Source organism: Paenibacillus hexagrammi, from assembly GCF_021513275.1.
In the GTDB taxonomy this organism is placed as follows: Bacteria; Bacillota; Bacilli; order Paenibacillales; family NBRC-103111; genus Paenibacillus_E; species Paenibacillus_E hexagrammi.
In genome coordinates this window covers 2303974-2324311 of sequence record NZ_CP090978.1, presented here as the reverse complement: position 1 = coordinate 2324311, position 20338 = coordinate 2303974, and the positions used below count along the sequence as shown (strand labels likewise).

Here is a 20338-nt window from a genome sequence, read left to right as displayed (position 1 = left end):
TGATGTCTGACTGAATGAACCGCTCCGTTAAGATCGGATACCCGCTTCAAAAGCTTCGATCATCGCATCCATAGCGGCATTCCATGCCTCGTCGGTTTGGCAGCGCTCCGGATGAGCCTCGAAATACTCCACGGTCCGCTTAATCCCTTCGGCAAAAGGCACGTTCGCTTTAAATTCCGGTACAAAACGTTTAATCTTGCTATTATCAAAAACAGCGCTTACCGCTTTGTCACCGAATAGACCGCCTACAAGCTCCGGATTGCGAGCGCATAAAAAGTCTGAAGACATATGAACGAGATTCGGCTCCACACCCGCCGCTGCCCCGATCGCCTTATAAATCTGATCCCAGGTCAGCACTTCATCGGAAGTAATATGAAACGCTTCGCCAATGGCATCCGGGTGTCCAAGCAGCCCCACGAATCCTTTGGCAAAATCACTGTTATGCGTCATGGTCCATAGGGAAGCCCCGTCCCCGTGTACAATAATTTTCTTTCCTTGTCGCATACGGTCAACCAACGACCATGGATATTGCCAACTGTTTAATGATGCGGGAATCATCGTGTCCCCATAGGTGTAGGAAGGTCTTACGATCGTGACCGGGAATCCGTTCGTTTGGTAAGCCTCCATCAGCAGCTGCTCGCAAGCGATTTTATCGCGCGAATACTGCCAGAACGGATTCTCTAGCGGCGTTTCCTCCGTTACCAAATAATGCTGGAGCGGCTTTTGATAAGCCGATGCGGAGCTAATATAGATGTATTGCTTTGTTTTCCCTGCAAACAGCTTCAAATCATTCTGAGCATGATCCGGGGTAAACGCAATCCAGTCAACGACAACATCGAATTCTTCATCCTTTAGGAGTTGTGAAACCGCGTTCACATCGCGAATGTCGCCAACAAGCACTCTTGCCCCTTCCGGCACAAAACTGCTTCTTGCTCCCCGATTCAGTAAAACCAATTCATGCCCTTTAGCAACAGTCAACTTGGATACGGCTTCACTGATCAGTCCGGTGCCGCCAATAAATAGTACTTTCATTCCAACTATCACTCCCATCTCTTCACAAAAGTTATGCCTGAAAAGTATTCGGGGTCGACGGCACTTCCTCCTTCTTTATGCATTTGAATTCCTATGTTCCTTCCTTTCATTTTCATCTAGTCAACGATAGACGACTTCGTCGAGCTTGTTAATAAAGCTGGGTCCATTCGAACCTCAGTGGCTTTTCTCCGATTGCGGTTGACAATAAGCAAAGGATCAAGCTCTTGTCCTCTGAACTTGACAAGAGCTTGATCCCATTAACGGTAAATGACTCTGACTACGTAGCTTTCCCGCATCCCTTATACCTGCAGGCTCACCCATTTGCCATGCTGATCAGCAGATTCGATTTCCGCCCGAATAATGCTGACGCTTTCCATGGTGCTTTGGGGCAGAGCTTCTGCAATCTTTTCTCCACTGATTAAACGTTCCGTAAAATACTTCAATTGATAGTAGTAGCCCAAGTCTGCAGGCAGCTCCGCTTGAAACCCACTGTTCTCGTTCGGGTTCACCTTGACCGTACTCCCGTCAAAGACGAGATTTCCTCGCTCAAAATTTACTCTGTAATGCATTTCAAACCCATAGTCGCCTTGAAGAGTCCAATCGGCTTGCGCATTCACGACCTTCCCACCCGCATACGCATAATGAGTGGACACGACATCGTACCCGCTTCCCGGAACGATGTTCAAGGCTTGCGTAGATACCGCTTCAGGCTTGCCGAACAGCCAGTTGATCACATCTGTGTCATGGATATGCATATCCATTAAGGCTCCGCCGCTTTTGTCGTTTTGCGTAAGCCAAGCTCCCCAAGTCGGTGTGCTGCCCCCTCTAAAAAAGAAGGCGCTCTTCACCTGACCGTACGTTTGCTCATCTACGGTTCTCTTTAAGTACTCATAAGCCGGCCAGAAGCGTAAGCATTGACCGATCATTAACTGCCTGTCATTCATTTCCGCTGCAGCGATCATGTCCAAGCATTCAGACACATCGAGCGCCATCGGCTTTTCACATAGCACGTGCAGTCCTCGGTTCAAACACATGACAGAATACTCCTTATGCAGGTAAGTCGGGAGCGTAATGTCAACACAGTCCAGCTCCTCATTCTCCAGCATGTCGATTACGGATGAATATCCGGAGATATTATCTAAAGAGATCTGTCCCGCAGCCCCCGAGATGTTGCCGACCGCTTCTTGCTCACGGAGCTTGTCGAGATTGATATCACAGACGGCTTTCACTTGAATAGGCAAGCCTTCTTCCTGAAGGCGCAAATAATTCGTCAAGTGGGTTCTTCCCATGAAGCCGAAGCCGATTAAACCGATTCTAAGCGTCATCCCTCTGCCTCCCCAGAATCGCATCCATAGATGCAGATGTGTTGGTAATGATTTGTTCCGTATGATGCTTATAATTCGGTATCATTTCCGCAATGACGTAATCCTCGTAGCTAATGGTGTGCAGTGCTTCCATAACGGATGGATAATCAACGTCTCCCGCCAGCAGATCCACGAATCCGTGTAATCCGCCTGCATCACGCCGGTAATCTTTAAAATGAACCTTCTTAATACGCGGGCCTAGAATCGAAATCCAGTGCTCGGGATACCCGCCGGCTAAGACATTACCTACATCAAAGTAAGATCCGACAAACGGAGAGGCGATTTTATCGATAAAGTCGCGCATTTCCAAGGGAGACAGCAAAAATTTGTTCCAGACATTTTCGATGCCGATGGATACTCCTAATGACGCTGCATCCGACGCTAAACGAGAGAGCCCTTCAAGCGCGAGATCATACGCTTCGTCATAAGGAACGACTTCCGTATCGGGGATAAAATCGACTCCAACCGCCCCCGGCACGACCAGGATCGTATCTACACCCAGTACAGCTGCTGCTTCTAGCTGTTTTTTTACAATCTGAAGCGCCTTCTCCCTAACCGCCTGATTTCTGCTGGTCAGCGAATAGGTCCAGTATAACCCGCTTGCCAGACTGGTCAGCTCAATTCCAATATCAGAGGCAAGCCGTTTGATATCGCGCAGCTCCTCTTCACTGCTTTCCAGGCTAACCTCTCCCGTTTCATTCAATCCGAGTTCAACGCCCTCAAAACCGGCAGCCTTCGCCAGTCTCATACACGATTCAACCTTCATCCCTTCGGGGAAAGGACCATATATTGATTCCTTTCTTCATGAAAAGCCTAACCTCCCTCATATGGAACCTGCCGTTCCGTTAATGTAAGCACAATCGTTATGGAGCAGAAATGTTGTCGATCCAGACCGAACCGGTAAACTCGCTTGCGGATGACAATGAATTGATCACCAGGAACCGAATGGAACTTACTTGATCCAGATCAAATGCACTTTGCCCTAAACTAAGAGCATCCGTTCCGCCTACGCTCGGACTCACGTTGATTTCGCCCATTTGGGTACTTAAAGAATTGGTGATATCCCACCCTCTTGTACTCCCATTGCGATCAACCAGCAGGACTTGGACAGACTTATTCGTTCCTGCGAAGACGGAGGATGCCCGCGCATCAAAATGAAGCGTTTTGCTGCTAAAATCAACCGGTGTAAACCAATCTCTGGACTGTAACATAGCCCCATTCGACCAGCCTGTCGTACCCTTAACATCCAAATCCCATTTAAGAGCTCCCCCATCTATATTCAGAGAGCAGCTGTCTTCCGCTGTTACTTTCGAGCATGCCCATTGCTCTGATCCAGCGCTAAAATCATCGATGAGAGGTGCAGGCTGCGGCAAGGATTGGTCGGCGAGGATATTATCGATCCACAATGTACCGCTGTAAGCAGGTGAATTTGTTACTGTGTTCATGATTCGAATTTGCATGTATTTCACGCGATCTGCCTGAAATCCGTCCTGCGCGCCGTCCCATCCAGGAATGTAAGAGCCTCCTTGAACAAGATCCAGGGAGATTGTCGTCCAGTCGGTTTTCAAATATGGAGTCAGGCTGAACGCTTTAGCATCATTGTTTTCATCCATAAAAATCACTTCAAATGCCTTATCTGCAGGCAGCAGACTGGAGCTTTTTGCTTGCAGGGAGACGAAACCATGCGTCAGATCGATGGGTTGAACCCACTCTCTGGACTGCAGCGTGGCGCCATTTTTCCATTCCGTTGTACCTTGGATCGTCAGTTCAGCTTTGGCCGCACCGTTCTCACCCGAAAGCACGACGGAATCCGCTCCTGGAGCAGGAAGTGCATCCGTTTGTCCGCGAATGGTCTGCCAATTGTCAACCGTGGAGAAGCTGTCGATCACATCAGGCGAAGGAACTGGCATGGCCGGAATATCCAATTGAGCCCCAAAGCTCTCCGGTGCTGGCAGCGAGACCTCATTCAACCAATCATAAGCAGGAGGAAGATCGAGATTTTTCACACCGATAGAAGGAACGAAATAATTGTCCCACGCATGCTGCACGGCAGTCTGCATAATCGCTTTTTGCTCCGGCGTCGTATCCTTCGCATAATCCAGCGGCATGGCATGGAAGAAATGTGAGGCTTTTAGCGGTTTACCGGCTGCATCCCTTTTCACCGTTCCGTCCAGATTATATTGGAAGCGAAGCTTATTGATTTTCGTCGTAATGCCATTTGTCCAAATACGTTCTTCACTGTCGGAAGGAAAGATATGATAATCTTCCACACTGCTGCCGTCGGGATTTTTTAATGTGGAGTTGGCCCACGTACTCGTGTAGCTTTCCAGCATAACGCCGTCGATCGAGCCGCTGACGTCATTATTTCCACCAAGGAGATGATAACCGCGATTCATCACGATTTTTTTATCGGGGAATTTGACCTTCATTTGCTGAATCAGTGCTGCCATCCCTTGAGCGGACGGTCTGAAGTCAACCGTGTTGTCTTTGCTGACATAGGCCGACGTATCGACTGTATCCAAAAACACGCCGTCAAACCCTTGGGCGAACAAATCCGGCAGCCAATGGTTGAGGACCAGGTCTTGAAATACCGGTTTTCTGGCGTCAATATAATAGCCGTGCCAGTCAGGATTTTGCATAGGATTGCCGTTTGCGTCCAGGAAATAAATATCCAAACGATTGCCGTTTGCATCGGTCAGCAAGGGCAGTGTTTCCCCTATGGACAAATAGCCTATCGTAAATAATTGGGGATTGATCGTTTTCAAGTCTGCAAGCAGCTGGGACGATACCCGTTTAGGTTCAAGAACGACAGCATCATACTTGGCAAACAAAGCATGATTGATCTGAGCTTCATCCGTATAGTTGACCAAATACGTATGGAGATCATTCCAATTTCCAGTGGATGCGGGAACCCCCGCTAACTGGATCATAGCTTGCGTACTAGCAGCCGAGCGATTGCCTGCTGGGTCAAATGCTTTGACACTATAGGCATGCGATCCTTGGAGCGCGTTTGCATCCGTGTAACTTGCAGCTGTGCTTTCACCGATTTTGACCCCGTCACGGAAAATGTCATACCCTGCTACCGTACTTTCATCCATGGAAGGCTGCCAGGTCAATTGCACGCTAGTCAAGGATGCAGGTGACGCTGTCAATTGCTTAGGTTTTGAAGGAGGTGTCAGATCCACATATTCCACGGCGAAATAATCATCACTGCTGGGCAGTCGGTCATACATACTATCGTTGCAAATGTATGCGACACCGACGTCTTGAGACTCGCTAATGCTTAAGCTGGTCAATGGCAGACTCCATTCGATGGCGGAATCCGTTTTAACCATCGAAGCCGTAATGACCGGCGTCCAAGACCAGGTATTCCGGCTCGTTCCTGTAGCGGGTCCTGTATAACGAAGAAGCGTGTCGTTTTCCACCAAAAATTCTGCGCCTGTTGATTCTCCTGTTGCCTGATTAAATCCTGATGCATGATAACCGGTTTGCGGATCATCATCCGCATCGATAAACAACTGTGATTTGGTGTTTAGCCCGCTTCCCGTCACGAGAACATACAGTTGGGTCGTATCATTGGTCACTTTTAGTTGAAAGACATTACTAGGATGCGTAGTCGTTGCTTCATACCGTTCTGGGATAGCTGACCATTCTATGGGATTGCCATCAACAGTTACTGTAGTGGCAGCGGCCGATTGAGAAAAAGCCACCATCATCACGCCAGACAGAATCAAGCCTGCATACAACCTCAAAGATTTCATATAGCCCTCCAGCATATTATTTGCCATACAACGATTTGACTTCTTTCACAACAGCGTCAATATCGCCTTTACCCGAAAGCGGCTGCGCCAGCTTCTGAGGGATAATTTCCCACAGCAGCTTTTCTTTCCCATCGAAAAACGGAGCTGTAATGGCATATTTCTGCGAGTCAATAAACGTTTGCTTATTATAGCCTTCGTCGATGCCTAAGTAGGTTTGAGCCGCTTGTTTATTGGCGGGAATGGACTGTCCTTGCTTCGCCAACGCGATCTGACCCTCCGGTCCCGAAAGCCAGCTCAGCAGCGCCCAAGCTGCTTTTTCATTTTTGGTATAGGGACTCATAGCATTACCGGCAACTTGCACGACGGTCTTGGTAGACTTGAATTTGGGAGGCAAAAATGTATCAAACGAGATGTTCGCTTTCTTAAATTCAGCAGCTGACCAGGATCCTGCAAAGCTCATCGCAACTTTCCCTGTGGTCATAGTCAAAAAGGGATCCTTCGATAGCGACTGGCTTTGGCTGGATGTCGGCGTTACATGGTATTTGGCAACCAAATCCCGGTAAAACTCCAGTACCTGCTTGGCTTCAGGCGTTTCAAGCGCCAGTGAGCCATCATCGTTAACTAACTTGCCGTTATTGGAAGCGATCTGCGGTTCCAGCACGGAATCGGCAGAGCCGGCGGCATCGACAGTCAATCCCCACTGAACGATATGCTGAGCGTCAAAATCCGGATCGGCCGCCGTTTTCCCCTTGCTGTCGAGCGTCATTTTTTTGGCTGTCTCAAGCACCTGATCCCAGGTTTGCTCACCTGTAGGCATCACAGCACCAGCCGGATTCGTTTTGGAATCCTGAAACAATCCTTTATTCGCATACATCACAATCGTATTGGCATCGCGAGGAAGCGAGACCTGCTTGCCTCCTACCTGATGCGCAGCTAGAACACCCGGCTCAAAATCCTCCGTATGAAACTGATTGTCGGCGATGAGTTGGGTCAGATCCTTTAAGGCTCCAAGCTTTGCATATTTATCCACGTAAGCGAAACTCATTTTGTACACGTCGGGCAAATCCTTGGACGCGGCCTGCGCTGTGAGCGAGGTCCAGTACGTTCCCCAATCTTTGCTCACGACCTCGACTTCCACTTTCGGGTACTTTTTGTTGAATTCCTTCAACAATTCCTTGGTTTGCTCGGTCTCTACGTTAGTCCCCCACTGGGAATACACGATCTTTCCGCTGATTTCATCCGCTGTGCCTGCTGCGTCACCAGCAGCTTCATTGGTCTTAGCTTCTGTACTTGACTTGCCTGATTCAGAGCCAGTTGCAGGCGACGGCCCGTTCGCAGCGGGATTGCTGCAGCCCGCAAGCAGCAGGACTCCGAGCATGGTCGTTGATGACAAGACCCCTAACCATCTTTCTCGTTTCATAGACATCCTCCTTGTGATTTCACTTCTTTTCTAGATACATTTTGTATCATTCCAATGGAGAGATAACCCTTGATCGGGGGTCACCTGATGATGGTCGACCACTCTTACAAAAGGCTATACTCCAAAAAGAATGCTTTTCTTCATGCATTTGCGCTCCATCATTTCATTCCGGACATCACCACCCCTTCGACAAAGTACCTTTGAGCAAAGAAGTACAAGCAGCCTATCGGAAGCAGTGCAATAAAAGAACCTGCCGCCAGCACCGGAAAATCATGTGAGGTTTGACCCATAATCATTTGCAAGCCCACACTCAGGGTCTGCAGCTTTTCAGACTGGATATAAATGAGCGGAGAGAAAAAATCGGTCCATGAAAACACGAAAGAGAAAATGAACCCGGTGATGACCGTTGGCTTTGTTAGCGGCATGATGACCTGGCTGTAGATCGTCCAGTATCCGCCGCCTTCCATTTGGACAGCTTCGTCCAGCTCGCGCGGCAGCGACATGAAAAATTGCCGATACATGAAGATAAAATAGGGATTTGCCAGTATTTGAGGAACGATGAGGGGAAGCCAGGTGTTATACCAGCCTATCTGTTTGTACATGAGGTACAGCGGGATTAAGGTGATCTGCGCAGGGATCATCAGGGTCGCTAAGACAATGGTGAATAATACGCCTCGCAGCCTTCCTTTGGTCCGGGCAAAGCCGAACGCAACAAGAGACGCAAATACAGTTGTACCGATGCCGACCATTCCAGAGATGGCAAACGAATTTAAGATCCATCGCCCCATCAGCGGCATAGATTCGAACAATCGAGGAAATGCATCCAGCGTCACTGGATTAGGAATGAAGCTGGGCGGATATTGAAACGTCTGCTCTTGAGTTTTCAGCATCGTGGAGATTAACCATACCAATGGACCGGCAAACATCATCAGACCTAGAAGAAGAAACGCATAATGAACGGCCGTTCTCGATATCGTTTGAATTCGCATCCTTATCCGCTTCCTTTCTCGGACTCATAATAGACCCACCGTTTGGAGGATTTCATGAGCAGCAATGTCAGGAGTAAGATGATGGCAAACAAGATCCATGACTGAGCCATGGCGTATCCGAACTTCATATCCCGAAAAGCCGTTTGAAACGTATTGAACATATAGGTGCGGGATGCGTAATTCGGGCCTCCGTTATTGAGCAGCATCGATTCGGTAAACATCTGGAAGTAGTAAATCATTTGCATGACCACGGCGAACAGGATTGTTGGGGAGAGCATGGGCAACGTAATGGTGAAGAACCTTCTGACAGCTCCGGCACCGTCAATTCGGGAGGCTTCGTACAAATAGCCTGGGATCCCTTTGAGCGCCGAAAGAAAGATAAGGACGGGACCGCCTGACATCCAAATTCCAATCGTAACAATAATCGGCTTGATCCACTGTTCGGAACCGAACCAATCGACTTTAGAGGCACCGAACCAGGCAAGCAGCTGATTGATAATGCCGCTATCCGTCCCAAACATGATGACCCACAGAATCACCGTTGCCACGGGAGGAACAAGATAAGGCAAGAAATACAGAGTTCGGAAGACGTGAGATCCTTTGACTTCAATATTGAGCACCACGGAAGTTAGAATTTGAAAGCTTACGGTGATGGGAACGGCAATGAATACGAAGAACAATGTATTGCCAAAGCTCTTTATATACACCGTGTCATGGAGTAATTCGGTATAATTGCGAAATCAATCCAAGTCGGAGCTGTAATGGAATTGTAATCAGCAAAGCTGTAAGTGAGACTCGTCATCGCCGGAACGATAAAGAAAGCAAGAAATCCGATCACCCAAGGAGAGATAAAAGCAAAGAATATGAATTCTTCCTTATACCTTGATCTCATGCTCCACTTCCCCTCCGGATGAAACCAGCTCCGAAATGTATACGTATCGTTCTTCTTTCACTGACTTCTCTGCTGCAAGCGCGATAAGAAGCGCGTCCCTGCCCACATCAACGCTGGCAAACGGCGGCTTTCCTGTGCGTATCGACTCCAGGAATTCTTTCCGCTGACGCTGACTTCCGGTATGCCCGCCGCTGAACGTATCCGACTCGACATCGATGTCGATATGCTCTTTGGTGCTGTCGGCTCCACCCGCGATATCGATGGTGCTGTCTTTCTTCGCGATCATTTGGGCGCCGTTGCTTCCGATGAGTCCGATTTCCAAGCCTTCATCCATCAAGTTCTTCGGCTGCAGGTACATGCAAAGTCCGAGATTCGCTTTCGCTCCGTTCTCATAATCAATGGTGACCCACGCATGATCGACAATTGAAGTATTCTCCATATATTTCGCTGGATAGTGGGTGTAAGAATTCGTAATCAAGTTCTTCTCCCCTTGACGAAGCACATGCTGACCGCCGGATGCAAACACGCGCAGCGGCTTAGCGCCGATCATCCAATTGAAAATGTCAAAATGATGGCAATCCTTTTCCACCAGGGTACCGCCAGACCTCGCTTGATCGTAGAACCAATCCACGGGCGGAAACGGGTCGCGGAATTCTTTACACCACATCATGCTAACCTGCCCCAGCTTTCCTCTGGAGAGCTCCTGCTTCATTCTGCGATACACGTTGGAATAGCGGTACACAAGACCGATTTGCAAAATCGCACTGCTTTGCTCCGCTTTGGCCCTTATTGCGTCGCAATCTTGCAAATTGTGCGCGACAGGCTTTTCGAGAAGCATGTGCTTATTTAATTCTAAAAAAGGGATGGCCGCCTCCTTGTGCAAATAATTAGGCACCGCGATCACTACAGCATCAAAAGTATCAGACTCCTGAAGCAATTCCCTGTAATCGGAAGCGATTCTTGGCTGATTCCTTCTGATGTATCGAAGCGCCCTATTTCTGTTGCTTTCTTGCGGGTCGGCGATCCACACAATTTCACAATCCTCAATTTGATCGAAACCGGCGGCGTGCCCCGTCCCCATATCGCCTAAGCCGATCATTGCTAATCTGATTTTCTTCAAAATAGCTTCACTCCTTTCATCTTGATTCGCATGATTATCCATCCAAAAAGATGCATCGTTTGCGCCAAACTTATACTTGAATCTTATCCCTATTTTCCAGACATGTCAATATAAAATTTGTATTTTTGGATTGTTTTTTGCGCCAAATTAATGCTAATTACTTGTTTTTGGATACAAAAAAACCAGAAACATTTTTCTGTTTCCGGTTACCTTTCGTCATTTGCAAATGTACTATCGCCAATATACAATCAAATGCTGGCAAACTCCCTCTGTTACGTAGAACTTCGCACGATCAATTCAAAAGGCACTGAGATTTTGACAGGAATCGGGTACATGCCGTTCATATAATCCACAAGCGTTTTCGCTGCCACCCATCCTATTTCGAATTTAGGCATATGAATCGTTGTGAGAGGCGGAGAGCAGTACTGGGAAAACTCGATGTTGTCAATGGAAGCAAAGGCCATCTCTTGCGGAATTTGATATCCTAGCTCATTTGCCGCCCGCATCGCTGATATGGCCATCATATCACTAGCAGCGAACATCGCTTGCGGCCGCGTTTCATGGAAGCTTTGCAGCGCTTCTTTCATCATCTCGTAGCTCTTATCAACATCCCAGCCTGTGTCGAAGACCCAAGCCTTGTCGACTTCCAGCCCCGCTTCTTCCATAGCTTCTTTAAATCCGCGGTATCTCTTCTCCTTCTCCATATTCATGGAGAGTCCCGGTCCGCCGATATAGCCGATACGGGTATGTCCTCGGGTGATCAAATGCTGAACAGCATGCTTGGCTGCGGCAAGACGGTCATACCCGACCCGTGGTACACTCGGATCCGAAATGTCGACACCGACCAGATGCGGCACATGCCGTTTGATGTAGGAATAAGTAGCTTCGTCAACGCCCTCTACGAGGATAAGCCCGCTGATTTCACTTTCTTGAATCACTTTATGCAGGATGTTCATTTTCTTCAGCTCTTCACCGGAATGAATATAAGCTAAATCATAGCCATGATCAGTCAGTCCCTGTTCGATACCGGCCAATATTGGGGAAAAATAAGGATGATTGTATTTGTTTTGCGGGACAGCAACGATACAACCTACTTTAGATTGAAGCTTTTTCTTAGGCTTTCCCCGCTTGACGAGCTCTCTTGCCCCGTCATTGGGCTGATAACCGAGAAGCGCTACGGCTTCCCATATCTTTTGACGAGTGTCCGGATGAACCGCTCTGCTGGTATCGTTATTTACAACACGTGATACCGTAGAAATGGACACTCCTACATGCTCGGCGACATCTTTTAAAGTAGGCAAACGAATCTCCCTTTCGCAGCAATTTGCGCCAAACGCTTTCATGTTGCTATTATAGCAAAAAGCCGCATTTGCAACAACCAAACTCTGCTCACTCCCTCTACTCGACAACAATCGGTTTGTCTATAAGACAACCTACGGGTCATTCAGCAGAGCCAGAGTAATACTCCCACCATCAAGTTATCGCAATGCCTCGATCTCACTATAGGTGTTGTCTAACCGACACCATTAGGACTAAAACAAGCCAAACCAAGCTCTTCCCATTTCGTACCTCAACATGTACACGGCTTACCGATACAAAGTTGCGTATACTTTGCCTTTGATACGAAAAGAATTATATTTGTTTACATAACATTTGTTATGTAATTTCATTCTTGCAGTCATGATTTATATCCCATCCTCGATCATGATAGAGTATCCCCGTAGTTGAGGCCGTCAACGGTGATCTCAAGAAAAAAGGCTAGCCCGCTCGGACGAATGATTCGTCGCTTTGTCGGACTAACCTTGTTTGCATAGGGAGTTCGTCCCTAAACCGTCTTAGCTTGAATATCCTGCAGCACGGACTGCTTCCACTCCTCTATACTCCTTGCTCCAAGATCGCCTTCTCCTCTTTTTCGGACGGCTACACTTCCTGTGGCCTGCTCTTCTTCACCGATAATGAGAATGTACGGCAATTTCTCCATCTGCGCTTCCCTGATCTTATAACCCAATTTTTCCATACGGATATCCAGACCTACACGAATGCCGCTAGCTTCAAGCTGTTCTTTCACCTCAAGCGCATACGGTATATATTTGTCAGAGACAGTCAGCAACTTGGCATGAACAGGAGCTAGCCATAGCGGGAAGGCTCCCGCAAAATGCTCTATTAAGATCCCCATGAACCGGTCGACTGAGCCATATACCGCGCGGTGAATGAGCACAGGACGATGCTTTCGCCCATCTTCCCCTATATAAGTAAGCTCAAACTTCTCCGGCATCTGAAAATCCAACTGTATCGTTCCACATTGCCAACTTCTCTTTAATGCATCCAGGATATGAAAGTCAATCTTAGGCCCGTAGAAAGCGCCGTCTCCTTCATTTAGCCGATATTCCACGCCGCGCTGCTCGAGCACCTGCCTAAGTGCCGCTTCTGCTTCATCCCACAGCTCCTCGGACCCCATCGAATCTTCCGGGCGTGTAGATAGCTCTACTTTGTACGCAAACCCAAACACTTGATACATCGCGTCGATCATACCCATAATCCGGCTGATTTCTTCCTCGATCTGATCTGGTCTGACGAACAAGTGAGCATCATCCTGGCAAAACGTACGAACCCTCATCATGCCGTTCAGAGCACCGGAGTATTCATGACGATGCACTTGCCCGAACTCCGCAAACCGTATCGGCAGGTCCCTGTAGGAATGCAGCTTATTCTTGTACATCAGCATGTGTCCGGGACAATTCATAGGCTTCAACGCATACTTGGTATCATCTACGTTCGTAAAATACATATTGTCCTTGTAATGATCCCAATGTCCGGATTGCTCCCAGACCCTATTGTTCATCATCGAAGGCGTACGAACTTCCTCATATTCCCGTTTTCTCTGCATTTCTCTGGCAAATTGCTCCAGCTCCGTACGGATGATCATCCCTTTAGGCAAATAAAACGGCATACCGGGCGCTTCCTCTGAGAACATGAACAATTCCAGCTCTTTACCCAGCTTTCGGTGGTCACGCTTCTTCGCTTCCTCAAGCATGTGCAGATGCTCCACCAGCTGAGCTTGCTTGGGAAATGCAGTCCCATATATGCGCTGCAGCATCTTGTTCGACGCATCGCCCCTCCAGTATGCTCCGGCTACGTTTAATAACTTAAAGGCTTTCATTCGGCCTGTAGACGGTAAGTGAGGTCCCCGACATAAATCAGTAAACTCTCCCTGCTCATAGAGACTGATTACTGCGTCTTCCGGTAAATCACGAATCAGCTCGAGCTTCAGGGTCTCCTCCTGTTTGGTAAACCACTCAACCGCTTCCGCTCTGCTCAGCTCTCTGCGCACAATGGCATGATTCTCTTGTACAATCTTCTCCATCATGCTTTCGATCATAATCAAATCATCACTAGATAGCGGCTTCTCGATATCAATGTCGTAGTAGAACCCGTCGTCAATAACCGGACCTATTCCCAGTTTAACGGACTGCTCTCCGTAGATCCTTTTGATGGCTTGAGCCATGACATGAGCTGAGGTATGACGATAAATGTCCAGACCTTCTTTGCTTTCAAGCGTGATAATGTCCAGGCGGCAGTCTTGGTCAATAGGTCTGTTCACATCGACAATGCTGCCATTCATCTTGCCTGCTATCGCCTGCTTTTTAAGTCCTGCACGGATAGACTCCGCTACCTGCTCGATCGTGGTGCCTTGCTGATACCTCCTGATTGATCCATCCGCCAAAGTAACTTGAACTTCCATGACTAACGCCCTCCATTTCTCCTTTGATTTGAACGCAAAAAAACGCATCTCTTCCCTCAAGGGACGAGTGCGTTCAGCTCGTGGTTCCACCCTAATTCGACCTGCATGACAATCCAATGAAGCCGTGGGCTAACGTTGGTTGCAGACAGATCCTTATTAGAATCCGGTATCGGGGATCAGTCGGTGACGTCTACTGCTCTCATTAGTTTGGGAGGTTCGAGGTCACGGCTGCAAAGGGGTAACTCCACATCCGATGACGGAAGAAGCTTGCACCAATCACTTCTCTCTCTGTACAGTCCGTTATGGGAATCATGTCTTTGGTCATCGCCAAATATGTTGCTTGGTATCATACTAATCAGTGTATTTTGAATTGTCAAGCGGAACATATATACAAATTTTCCCTTCAAATTAGTACTCAATTTGCATCCCTATCCCCCGCCTAAATCCGCCATCATTCAACATTCCTCGATTATTTATGACAATAATAATTAACGACATTAATTCATGACATTAATTATATAAAAATAGTAAATGTCATCTACTTACAAAGAGAAAGCCCCGCCAATTAGCAGGGCCGTTCTAGCGTTAATCATTATCTACTCGTTCAATGACATACGAAGCTCGAATCAATATGATAAAGGATATGAGCAATAACAGCAGGACGAATTCATTAACAAATTCGAAATTCGATAAAGTGAGAAACATGATAAGCAACAACATCCCACTCGCTGATGTCAGGGTCATCACAAGCTTCTTCTGGTTCGCAATCTTATATCGGTTCCAAGGGTGAAAGGAGATGAATGTGAATCCCATCTGCCTCCACTTCATCAAGCGAACGATAATCGTTACAACTATGATACTTGCTAGTTGGAGGATCATACCTGAGGTGCTAGTTGGAAGTAAAGAGTCTGTAGGTAAGATAACATGTACATATCTTAATAGCAACAGAACTACGAATTGCAGAATCGTATATAATATGTAGGTGGAAACCTCGACAATCCCGATACTGATCCATTTCATCTTATATGTGATTCGAATAAAAATGAACATGAATAGCATCTGTAGAATCGGATCATAGCTCGTTAAATCCCACACCTCTCTCATGAAATACGATACAATCGACATCAAAAATCCATAATAACTAACATGCAACGCTTGAACCGTGTTCCATTTGTGACGAAACAGAGCAAACATCAGCATAAACACCGCAAATGTTTCTCCCGTTGATATAATGACCGACCATACAAGACTCACTGATACACTCCTCCGAATATTCATGCTGGAAAACATCAGATACGTATTCCACCGTCGGTCAGTTAATCCCTTTATTTTTCATGCTGAAGGGTACTTTTCGTTAGTGGCAGCAGCCAAATTCGTTCATCTCTCCGCACAGCCTCTACCGGTGTCTCAAAAAAGCGGCTTAATCGCTCACTTGTCAGCAGCTGCTGGATATCCCCTTGCATAAACACCTCTCCTCTCCGGAGCAGCAGTGCATGTCGAAACATAGGAAGAATTTCCTCCGTGTGGTGCGTGACAAATAAAAGTGTAGGCGCTCCCTCGTCTTCTGCCAATTGCTGAATAGCCTCCAGCAGCCTCTCGCGGGAAAACAAGTCCAGTCCGTTGCAAGGCTCATCCAGAATGAGCAGCTTAGGTGAGGCCATTAAAGCCCGCGCAATAAGCAGCTTCTGTTTCTCTCCTTGAGAACAGGATTGATACACCCTCCCTTTCAGATGGGAGCATTGAAGCTGAACCATAAGCTGATCTGCTTGATTCCAATCTTCATCGGATGGTGTATCATAAAGTCCAATGGACGCATATTTTCCGCTAACAACGATGTTCTCCGCTTTGTCTTGAGCGTACAATTTGTCTTGCAAAGATGAGCTGACCCACCCAATGGAGGTGCGAAGCTCACGCAAATCGACAGATCCGAAGCTTTCTTCCAACACGGCCACCTTACCGGATGTGGGCCACATATAACCATTAATGATATTTAATAATGTTGTCTTCCCTGAACCATTTAGCCCCAGAATCGCCCAGTGCTCACCCTTCTTAACAGACCAGCTGATATTCTTTAGAATCCCTTGATCGCCTCTACGATAACTCACATCTTGAATTTGAATGACGTGCTCCATTACATTCGCCTCTTTCTTCTTCACATCTATTTGAAATTGTTACATAAAAGTCTCGTTACATCCAGTCATGGTCCAATATGTTTACATAACATTAGTTACGTAATGAATAAAACCAAACACACTTCATTCTTAACATAACAATGGATTCATAAAATAATGTCCCTGTTCATTATTAAGTAATACCTCCGCTCCTATTTCATTGTTTACATAACTATTATTATGTAAATATAATCGGCGAATCTACCATTTTATCCCGCTCACTGCTATACTAATTTCAAGAACTTACCTGAGGTGATGTCACCTATGAATCTAATTAAAGTTAGAGACCGTAACGAGCTTGATAAGAAGATCCCTTTGATGCCCTGGTATGTTGAAAAATTCATTAATTATAAGCTTCCTGACCTCTCCCCTTCTTCTCTCTTGGAATATGTAAGAGATTACGAGATCTTCTTCTCCTGGATGCTGGCTGAAGGCTTAAGCGCCGCGGATACGATGTCTCACATCCCTTTGACCGATTTGGAACGGCTGCATATGGACAGCGTAGATAACTTCCGTATGTTTCTCGCTACCCGCAAGGAACAAGCCAATGTGAAAACAACCATTAACCGCAAACTGTCAGCGCTTCGCTCCTTATTCCATTACTTAAGCCAAATCGCCGAGGATGATGATTTCTACCCGCTTCTGAAGCGCAATGTGATGGCCAAGATTGAAATTAAGCGCGCCCATAAGCCTAAGGATACGGCTGCCAAGCTGGAGGGCAAGCTGCTGCAGGAGCAGGAAATCATTGAATTTATTGATTATGTGCACAGCGGCTACGAACATGATGTTGCAACCAACAAGCAAGCGCTCTACTCCTACGAGCAAAACAGAGTCCGTGACGCCTGTATCATTACCTTGATTCTGAACTCTGGTCTGCGCGTATCCGAAGTATATAACTTGAATGCAGACGATATCGATCTCAAAAAAAGCTTACCTACGTGTACCGCAAGGGTAAAAACGACGACACGTTCAAAACTCCGGTCTACTTCCGGCAGGATGCCATTCAAGCACTGACCGAATACATCGCGATTCGGCAAACCCGCTACAAGCCGGCCAAAAAAGAAAAAGCCCTCTTCCTTGCCATCGCAAACGGCAAAAAAGAAGGCGAACGTATGACCAAGAGAGCTATTCAAGAAATGGTAATCAAGTACGCCAAGCGCTTCGGTAAGCCGTACTTGTCCGTTCATAAGCTGAGACACTCTTTCGCCACAGATTATTACTTGCAAAATGATTTGTACAAAACGCAGGAACAACTCGGTCACGCCTCGCCGGAGACCACGCAAATCTATGCGCATCTTACCGATAAAACGATGGCGGAAGCAATCGACAAACGAGGGGAATCCTGAAGATTACTTCAGGATTTCTTCGATTTGCGCGAGCTCTTCGTTCGAGAAGTCCAAGTTTTTCAGCGCAGCTACATTTTCCTCGATTTGAGAAACGCGGCTGGCTCCGATGAGTGCTGAGGTTACCCGCTCTCCTCTCAGCACCCACGCCAAGGCCATCTGCGCCAAGCTTTGTCCGCGGCCGGCCGCGAGCTCATTCAGCTTGATGATCTTGTTCTGTGTTTCCTGCGTGATGTCCTTCTCATTCAAAAACACGCTGCTGCCACCTGCGCGGGAATCAGCTGGAACTCCAGATATGTATTTGTTTGTTAGCAATCCTTGAGCAAGCGGACAGAAAGCTATGCTTCCAACTCCATGCTCCTCCAATACACCTTGCAGACCCTCTTCAATCCAGCGATTAAGCATGCTGTACTTCGGCTGATGAATTAGCAGAGGTGTGCCTAGGTCTTTCAAAATTTTGACCGCCTGCTCCGTTTGCTCTGCCGTATAATTCGACAAACCCACATAAAGCGCCTTGCCCTGACGGACAATTTGATCGAGTGCGCCCATCGTTTCTTCAAAAGGCGTATTCGGGTCCGGTCTGTGCGAATAGAAGATATCTACATAGTCGAGACCCATGCGTTTGAGGCTCTGGTCCAGGCTGGAGATTAAATATTTCTTGGATCCCCACTCCCCGTAAGGGCCTTCCCACATATAATATCCTGCCTTCGTGGAAATAATCAGTTCATCCCGATGAGCGGCCAGCTCTTGCTTAAGCACCTGACCAAACATCTCTTCAGCTGAGCCCGGCGGTGGACCGTAGTTGTTTGCCAAGTCAAAGTGGGTAATGCCCAGATCGAAGGATCGAAGCAGCATAGCCTTTCCATTCTCGTGTGTATTGACGCCGCCAAAATTATGCCATAAGCCTAAGGAGATGGCTGGAAGCTTCAGACCAGACTTTCCTGTACGATTATATTTCATTTCTGCATATCGCGTTGCGCTCGCTTGATATCTCATCTACGTATCTTCCTCCTTCATCTTACTTGCATCCTTAGTATAGGCGAAACGCTTGTACAAAAAAAGAGCTGAAAAAAACGTGCCTTAGTTACCCGCAAGTGAGTACCACCGCAAAAATAGGAAGAAGCCGCCGAATGTATTGGATTCGACAGCTTCACATCTTCATCTCTGTTATTTTCTGCAGCCGCAGCCGCAAGAACGCTTCCGTTTCTTACTATGCGAGGTTCCATGATTGTTTCTATGGGATTTACCTTTGGAGCGGGAGCCGCTCACTGTTCTGGCACAGCTTAAGCAATCGGATATGCATTGACTTCGGCCTACAACAAACAACCTGGAACATACATTCGTACAATAACGACGGCATCGGGATCCGGCATTCCCCTGGTACATCGGTCTTGGCAAATGAAGCACCACCTTTTTATTTGGTGATACATGTTATGTCAACGACCATCTGATTACCCGTGCTCCTGCCCGATTTGCACAGCGATTCTTTCCCATATATTCACAACCCGTTCACCATATTGTTCAAGCCATCTTGTTTTCTCAACTGTACTCATGATCGTGCCGGCAAGCACGTCCTCTTGATCAACACCATCCAAATATCTGCCGAGAAAATGAACAAATACATCCAATCTTCGGAGCTCAATCAGCAGTGGAAGTAATCGAACCTCGTCTTCACTTAAGTCGGCAGCCTGACGATAACCCTTAAACAGAGCTTCAATTCTTCCCCACATTTCACCTTCTGCTGCTGATGGATCTATTAAATCAGAGACGCATACAGCCAGTTCCATAACTTTCAAGTCCCATGTCACGAACTCAAAATCCAGGATCGCTGCGATGGCGCCACCGTCTTTTACAAGCATATTGGAAGCGTTGATGTCTCCGTGAACAAGCTGATGCGGTAATTGCTGCAGCTTTGGTATTTGATCGAAGAATGCGCGGAAACGTTTCTCAATTTCTGACAGTTGAGGCCTCCATGTTTGAAAGTTAGAAGGAGGATTTTGAAAGAAGTCAAAAATCACTTCCGGCGTACAGCGCGGATGGATCTGATCAATTTCATAATAAGGTCTATACACGGGTTGAAGGCGAGAAGGCAGATCTCGTAAGGCAGCTGATATTTGACCCACAGCTAAACCGACCTGCTCGAGCTGTTCCCTCGATCTCCAGCTAGGATTGATACCTACCGTATAGCTGAATAAAGCTGCAAGTCTACGGGTACCGTCCGTAAGCTCAATCATGGTCTCCCCAGATGGCAGAGAAATGGGAACGGGTGTTCTGAAAGGAAGCTTCAACCTAGCTAATGCCAGCAGTACATGATGCTCAAATTCAATCTTCGCTAAATCTCGATGTGTCTCATAGATTCTTAAAACATATTTATGGTCGTCTAGCTCCACAAAACATGTTGTATTGTTCATTCCGCCGGTTCCGGTTACCATCGTCCATTCATCATGAGGAAACCAGTGGCCAGGTAAATCTTCCAGTCTCACGTCGCTATTCATCTTCATAAC

14 protein-coding genes and 2 pseudogenes are annotated in these 20338 nt (G+C 47.2%); 1 reads left to right on the top strand and 15 read right to left on the bottom strand.

The genetic code is table 11. The features are described from left to right. Positions 1–27 precede the first annotated feature (27 nt). From L0M14_RS10240 to L0M14_RS10180, 13 genes and pseudogenes are all read right to left on the bottom strand, one after another. Positions 28–1032 carry an SDR family oxidoreductase gene (locus tag L0M14_RS10240; RefSeq protein WP_235122005.1) on the bottom strand — a complete coding sequence of 335 codons (1005 nt, stop codon included), beginning with the start codon at positions 1030–1032 and terminating at the stop codon, positions 28–30. Between the two features lie 299 nt (positions 1033–1331). Continuing rightward, positions 1332–2357 carry a Gfo/Idh/MocA family protein gene (locus L0M14_RS10235; protein ID WP_235122004.1) on the bottom strand — a complete coding sequence of 342 codons (1026 nt, stop codon included), beginning with the start codon at positions 2355–2357 and terminating at the stop codon, positions 1332–1334. Beyond that, positions 2347–3202, bottom strand: a pseudogene (locus tag L0M14_RS10230) (sugar phosphate isomerase/epimerase family protein). Before L0M14_RS10230 ends, L0M14_RS10235 begins: the two are co-directional and overlap by 11 nt. Positions 3203–3259: 57 nt before the next feature. Next, positions 3260–6157: an endo alpha-1,4 polygalactosaminidase gene (locus L0M14_RS10225; protein WP_235122003.1), complete on the bottom strand. Its 2898-nt coding sequence runs from the start codon at positions 6155–6157 to the stop codon at positions 3260–3262. 16 nt (positions 6158–6173) lie between these two features. After that, positions 6174–7577 (bottom strand): ABC transporter substrate-binding protein, encoded by a 1404-nt coding sequence (locus L0M14_RS10220; protein ID WP_235122002.1) that lies wholly within the window; start codon positions 7575–7577, stop codon positions 6174–6176. 158 nt (positions 7578–7735) lie between these two features. After that, entirely contained in the window at positions 7736–8566 is an 831-nt protein-coding gene (locus L0M14_RS10215) for a carbohydrate ABC transporter permease (protein WP_235122001.1), read from the bottom strand. Positions 8567–8568: 2 nt separating this feature from the next. Continuing rightward, positions 8569–9246 (bottom strand): carbohydrate ABC transporter permease, encoded by a 678-nt coding sequence (locus L0M14_RS10210; protein ID WP_235122000.1) that lies wholly within the window; start codon positions 9244–9246, stop codon positions 8569–8571. A 17-nt stretch (positions 9247–9263) separates the two neighbouring features. Then, complete coding sequence (locus tag L0M14_RS10205; protein WP_235121999.1) at positions 9264–9458, bottom strand: hypothetical protein; 195 nt, start codon at positions 9456–9458, stop codon at positions 9264–9266. Then, positions 9442–10578 (bottom strand): Gfo/Idh/MocA family protein, encoded by a 1137-nt coding sequence (locus L0M14_RS10200; protein WP_235121998.1) that lies wholly within the window; start codon positions 10576–10578, stop codon positions 9442–9444. Before L0M14_RS10200 ends, L0M14_RS10205 begins: the two co-directional genes overlap by 17 nt. A 272-nt stretch (positions 10579–10850) precedes the next feature. Continuing rightward, a complete protein-coding gene (locus tag L0M14_RS10195; RefSeq protein ID WP_235121997.1) occupies positions 10851–11879 on the bottom strand; it encodes a LacI family DNA-binding transcriptional regulator in 1029 nt (342 codons plus the stop codon). Between the two features lie 524 nt (positions 11880–12403). Next, positions 12404–14320, bottom strand: coding sequence for a threonine--tRNA ligase (gene thrS, locus L0M14_RS10190; protein WP_235121996.1), 1917 nt, complete (start codon positions 14318–14320; stop codon positions 12404–12406). A gap of 585 nt (positions 14321–14905) precedes the next feature. After that, on the bottom strand, positions 14906–15574 hold the full coding sequence (locus tag L0M14_RS10185) for a hypothetical protein (protein WP_235121995.1): 669 nt from the start codon (positions 15572–15574) through the stop codon (positions 14906–14908). Between the two features lie 71 nt (positions 15575–15645). After that, a complete protein-coding gene (locus tag L0M14_RS10180; RefSeq protein WP_235121994.1) occupies positions 15646–16452 on the bottom strand; it encodes an ABC transporter ATP-binding protein in 807 nt (268 codons plus the stop codon). A gap of 294 nt (positions 16453–16746) precedes the next feature. Here L0M14_RS10180 and xerS point away from each other — a divergent pair. Continuing rightward, positions 16747–17837: pseudogene (gene xerS / locus L0M14_RS10175) on the top strand (tyrosine recombinase XerS). Positions 17838–17840: 3 nt separating this feature from the next. Here xerS and mgrA read toward each other — a convergent pair. Next, positions 17841–18830, bottom strand: a complete 990-nt coding sequence (gene mgrA / locus L0M14_RS10170) for an L-glyceraldehyde 3-phosphate reductase (RefSeq protein WP_235121993.1) — start codon at positions 18828–18830, stop codon at positions 17841–17843. A 455-nt stretch (positions 18831–19285) separates the two neighbouring features. Continuing rightward, positions 19286–20329, bottom strand: a complete 1044-nt coding sequence (locus L0M14_RS10165; RefSeq protein WP_235121992.1) for a phosphotransferase — start codon at positions 20327–20329, stop codon at positions 19286–19288. Positions 20330–20338: the final 9 nt, after the last annotated feature.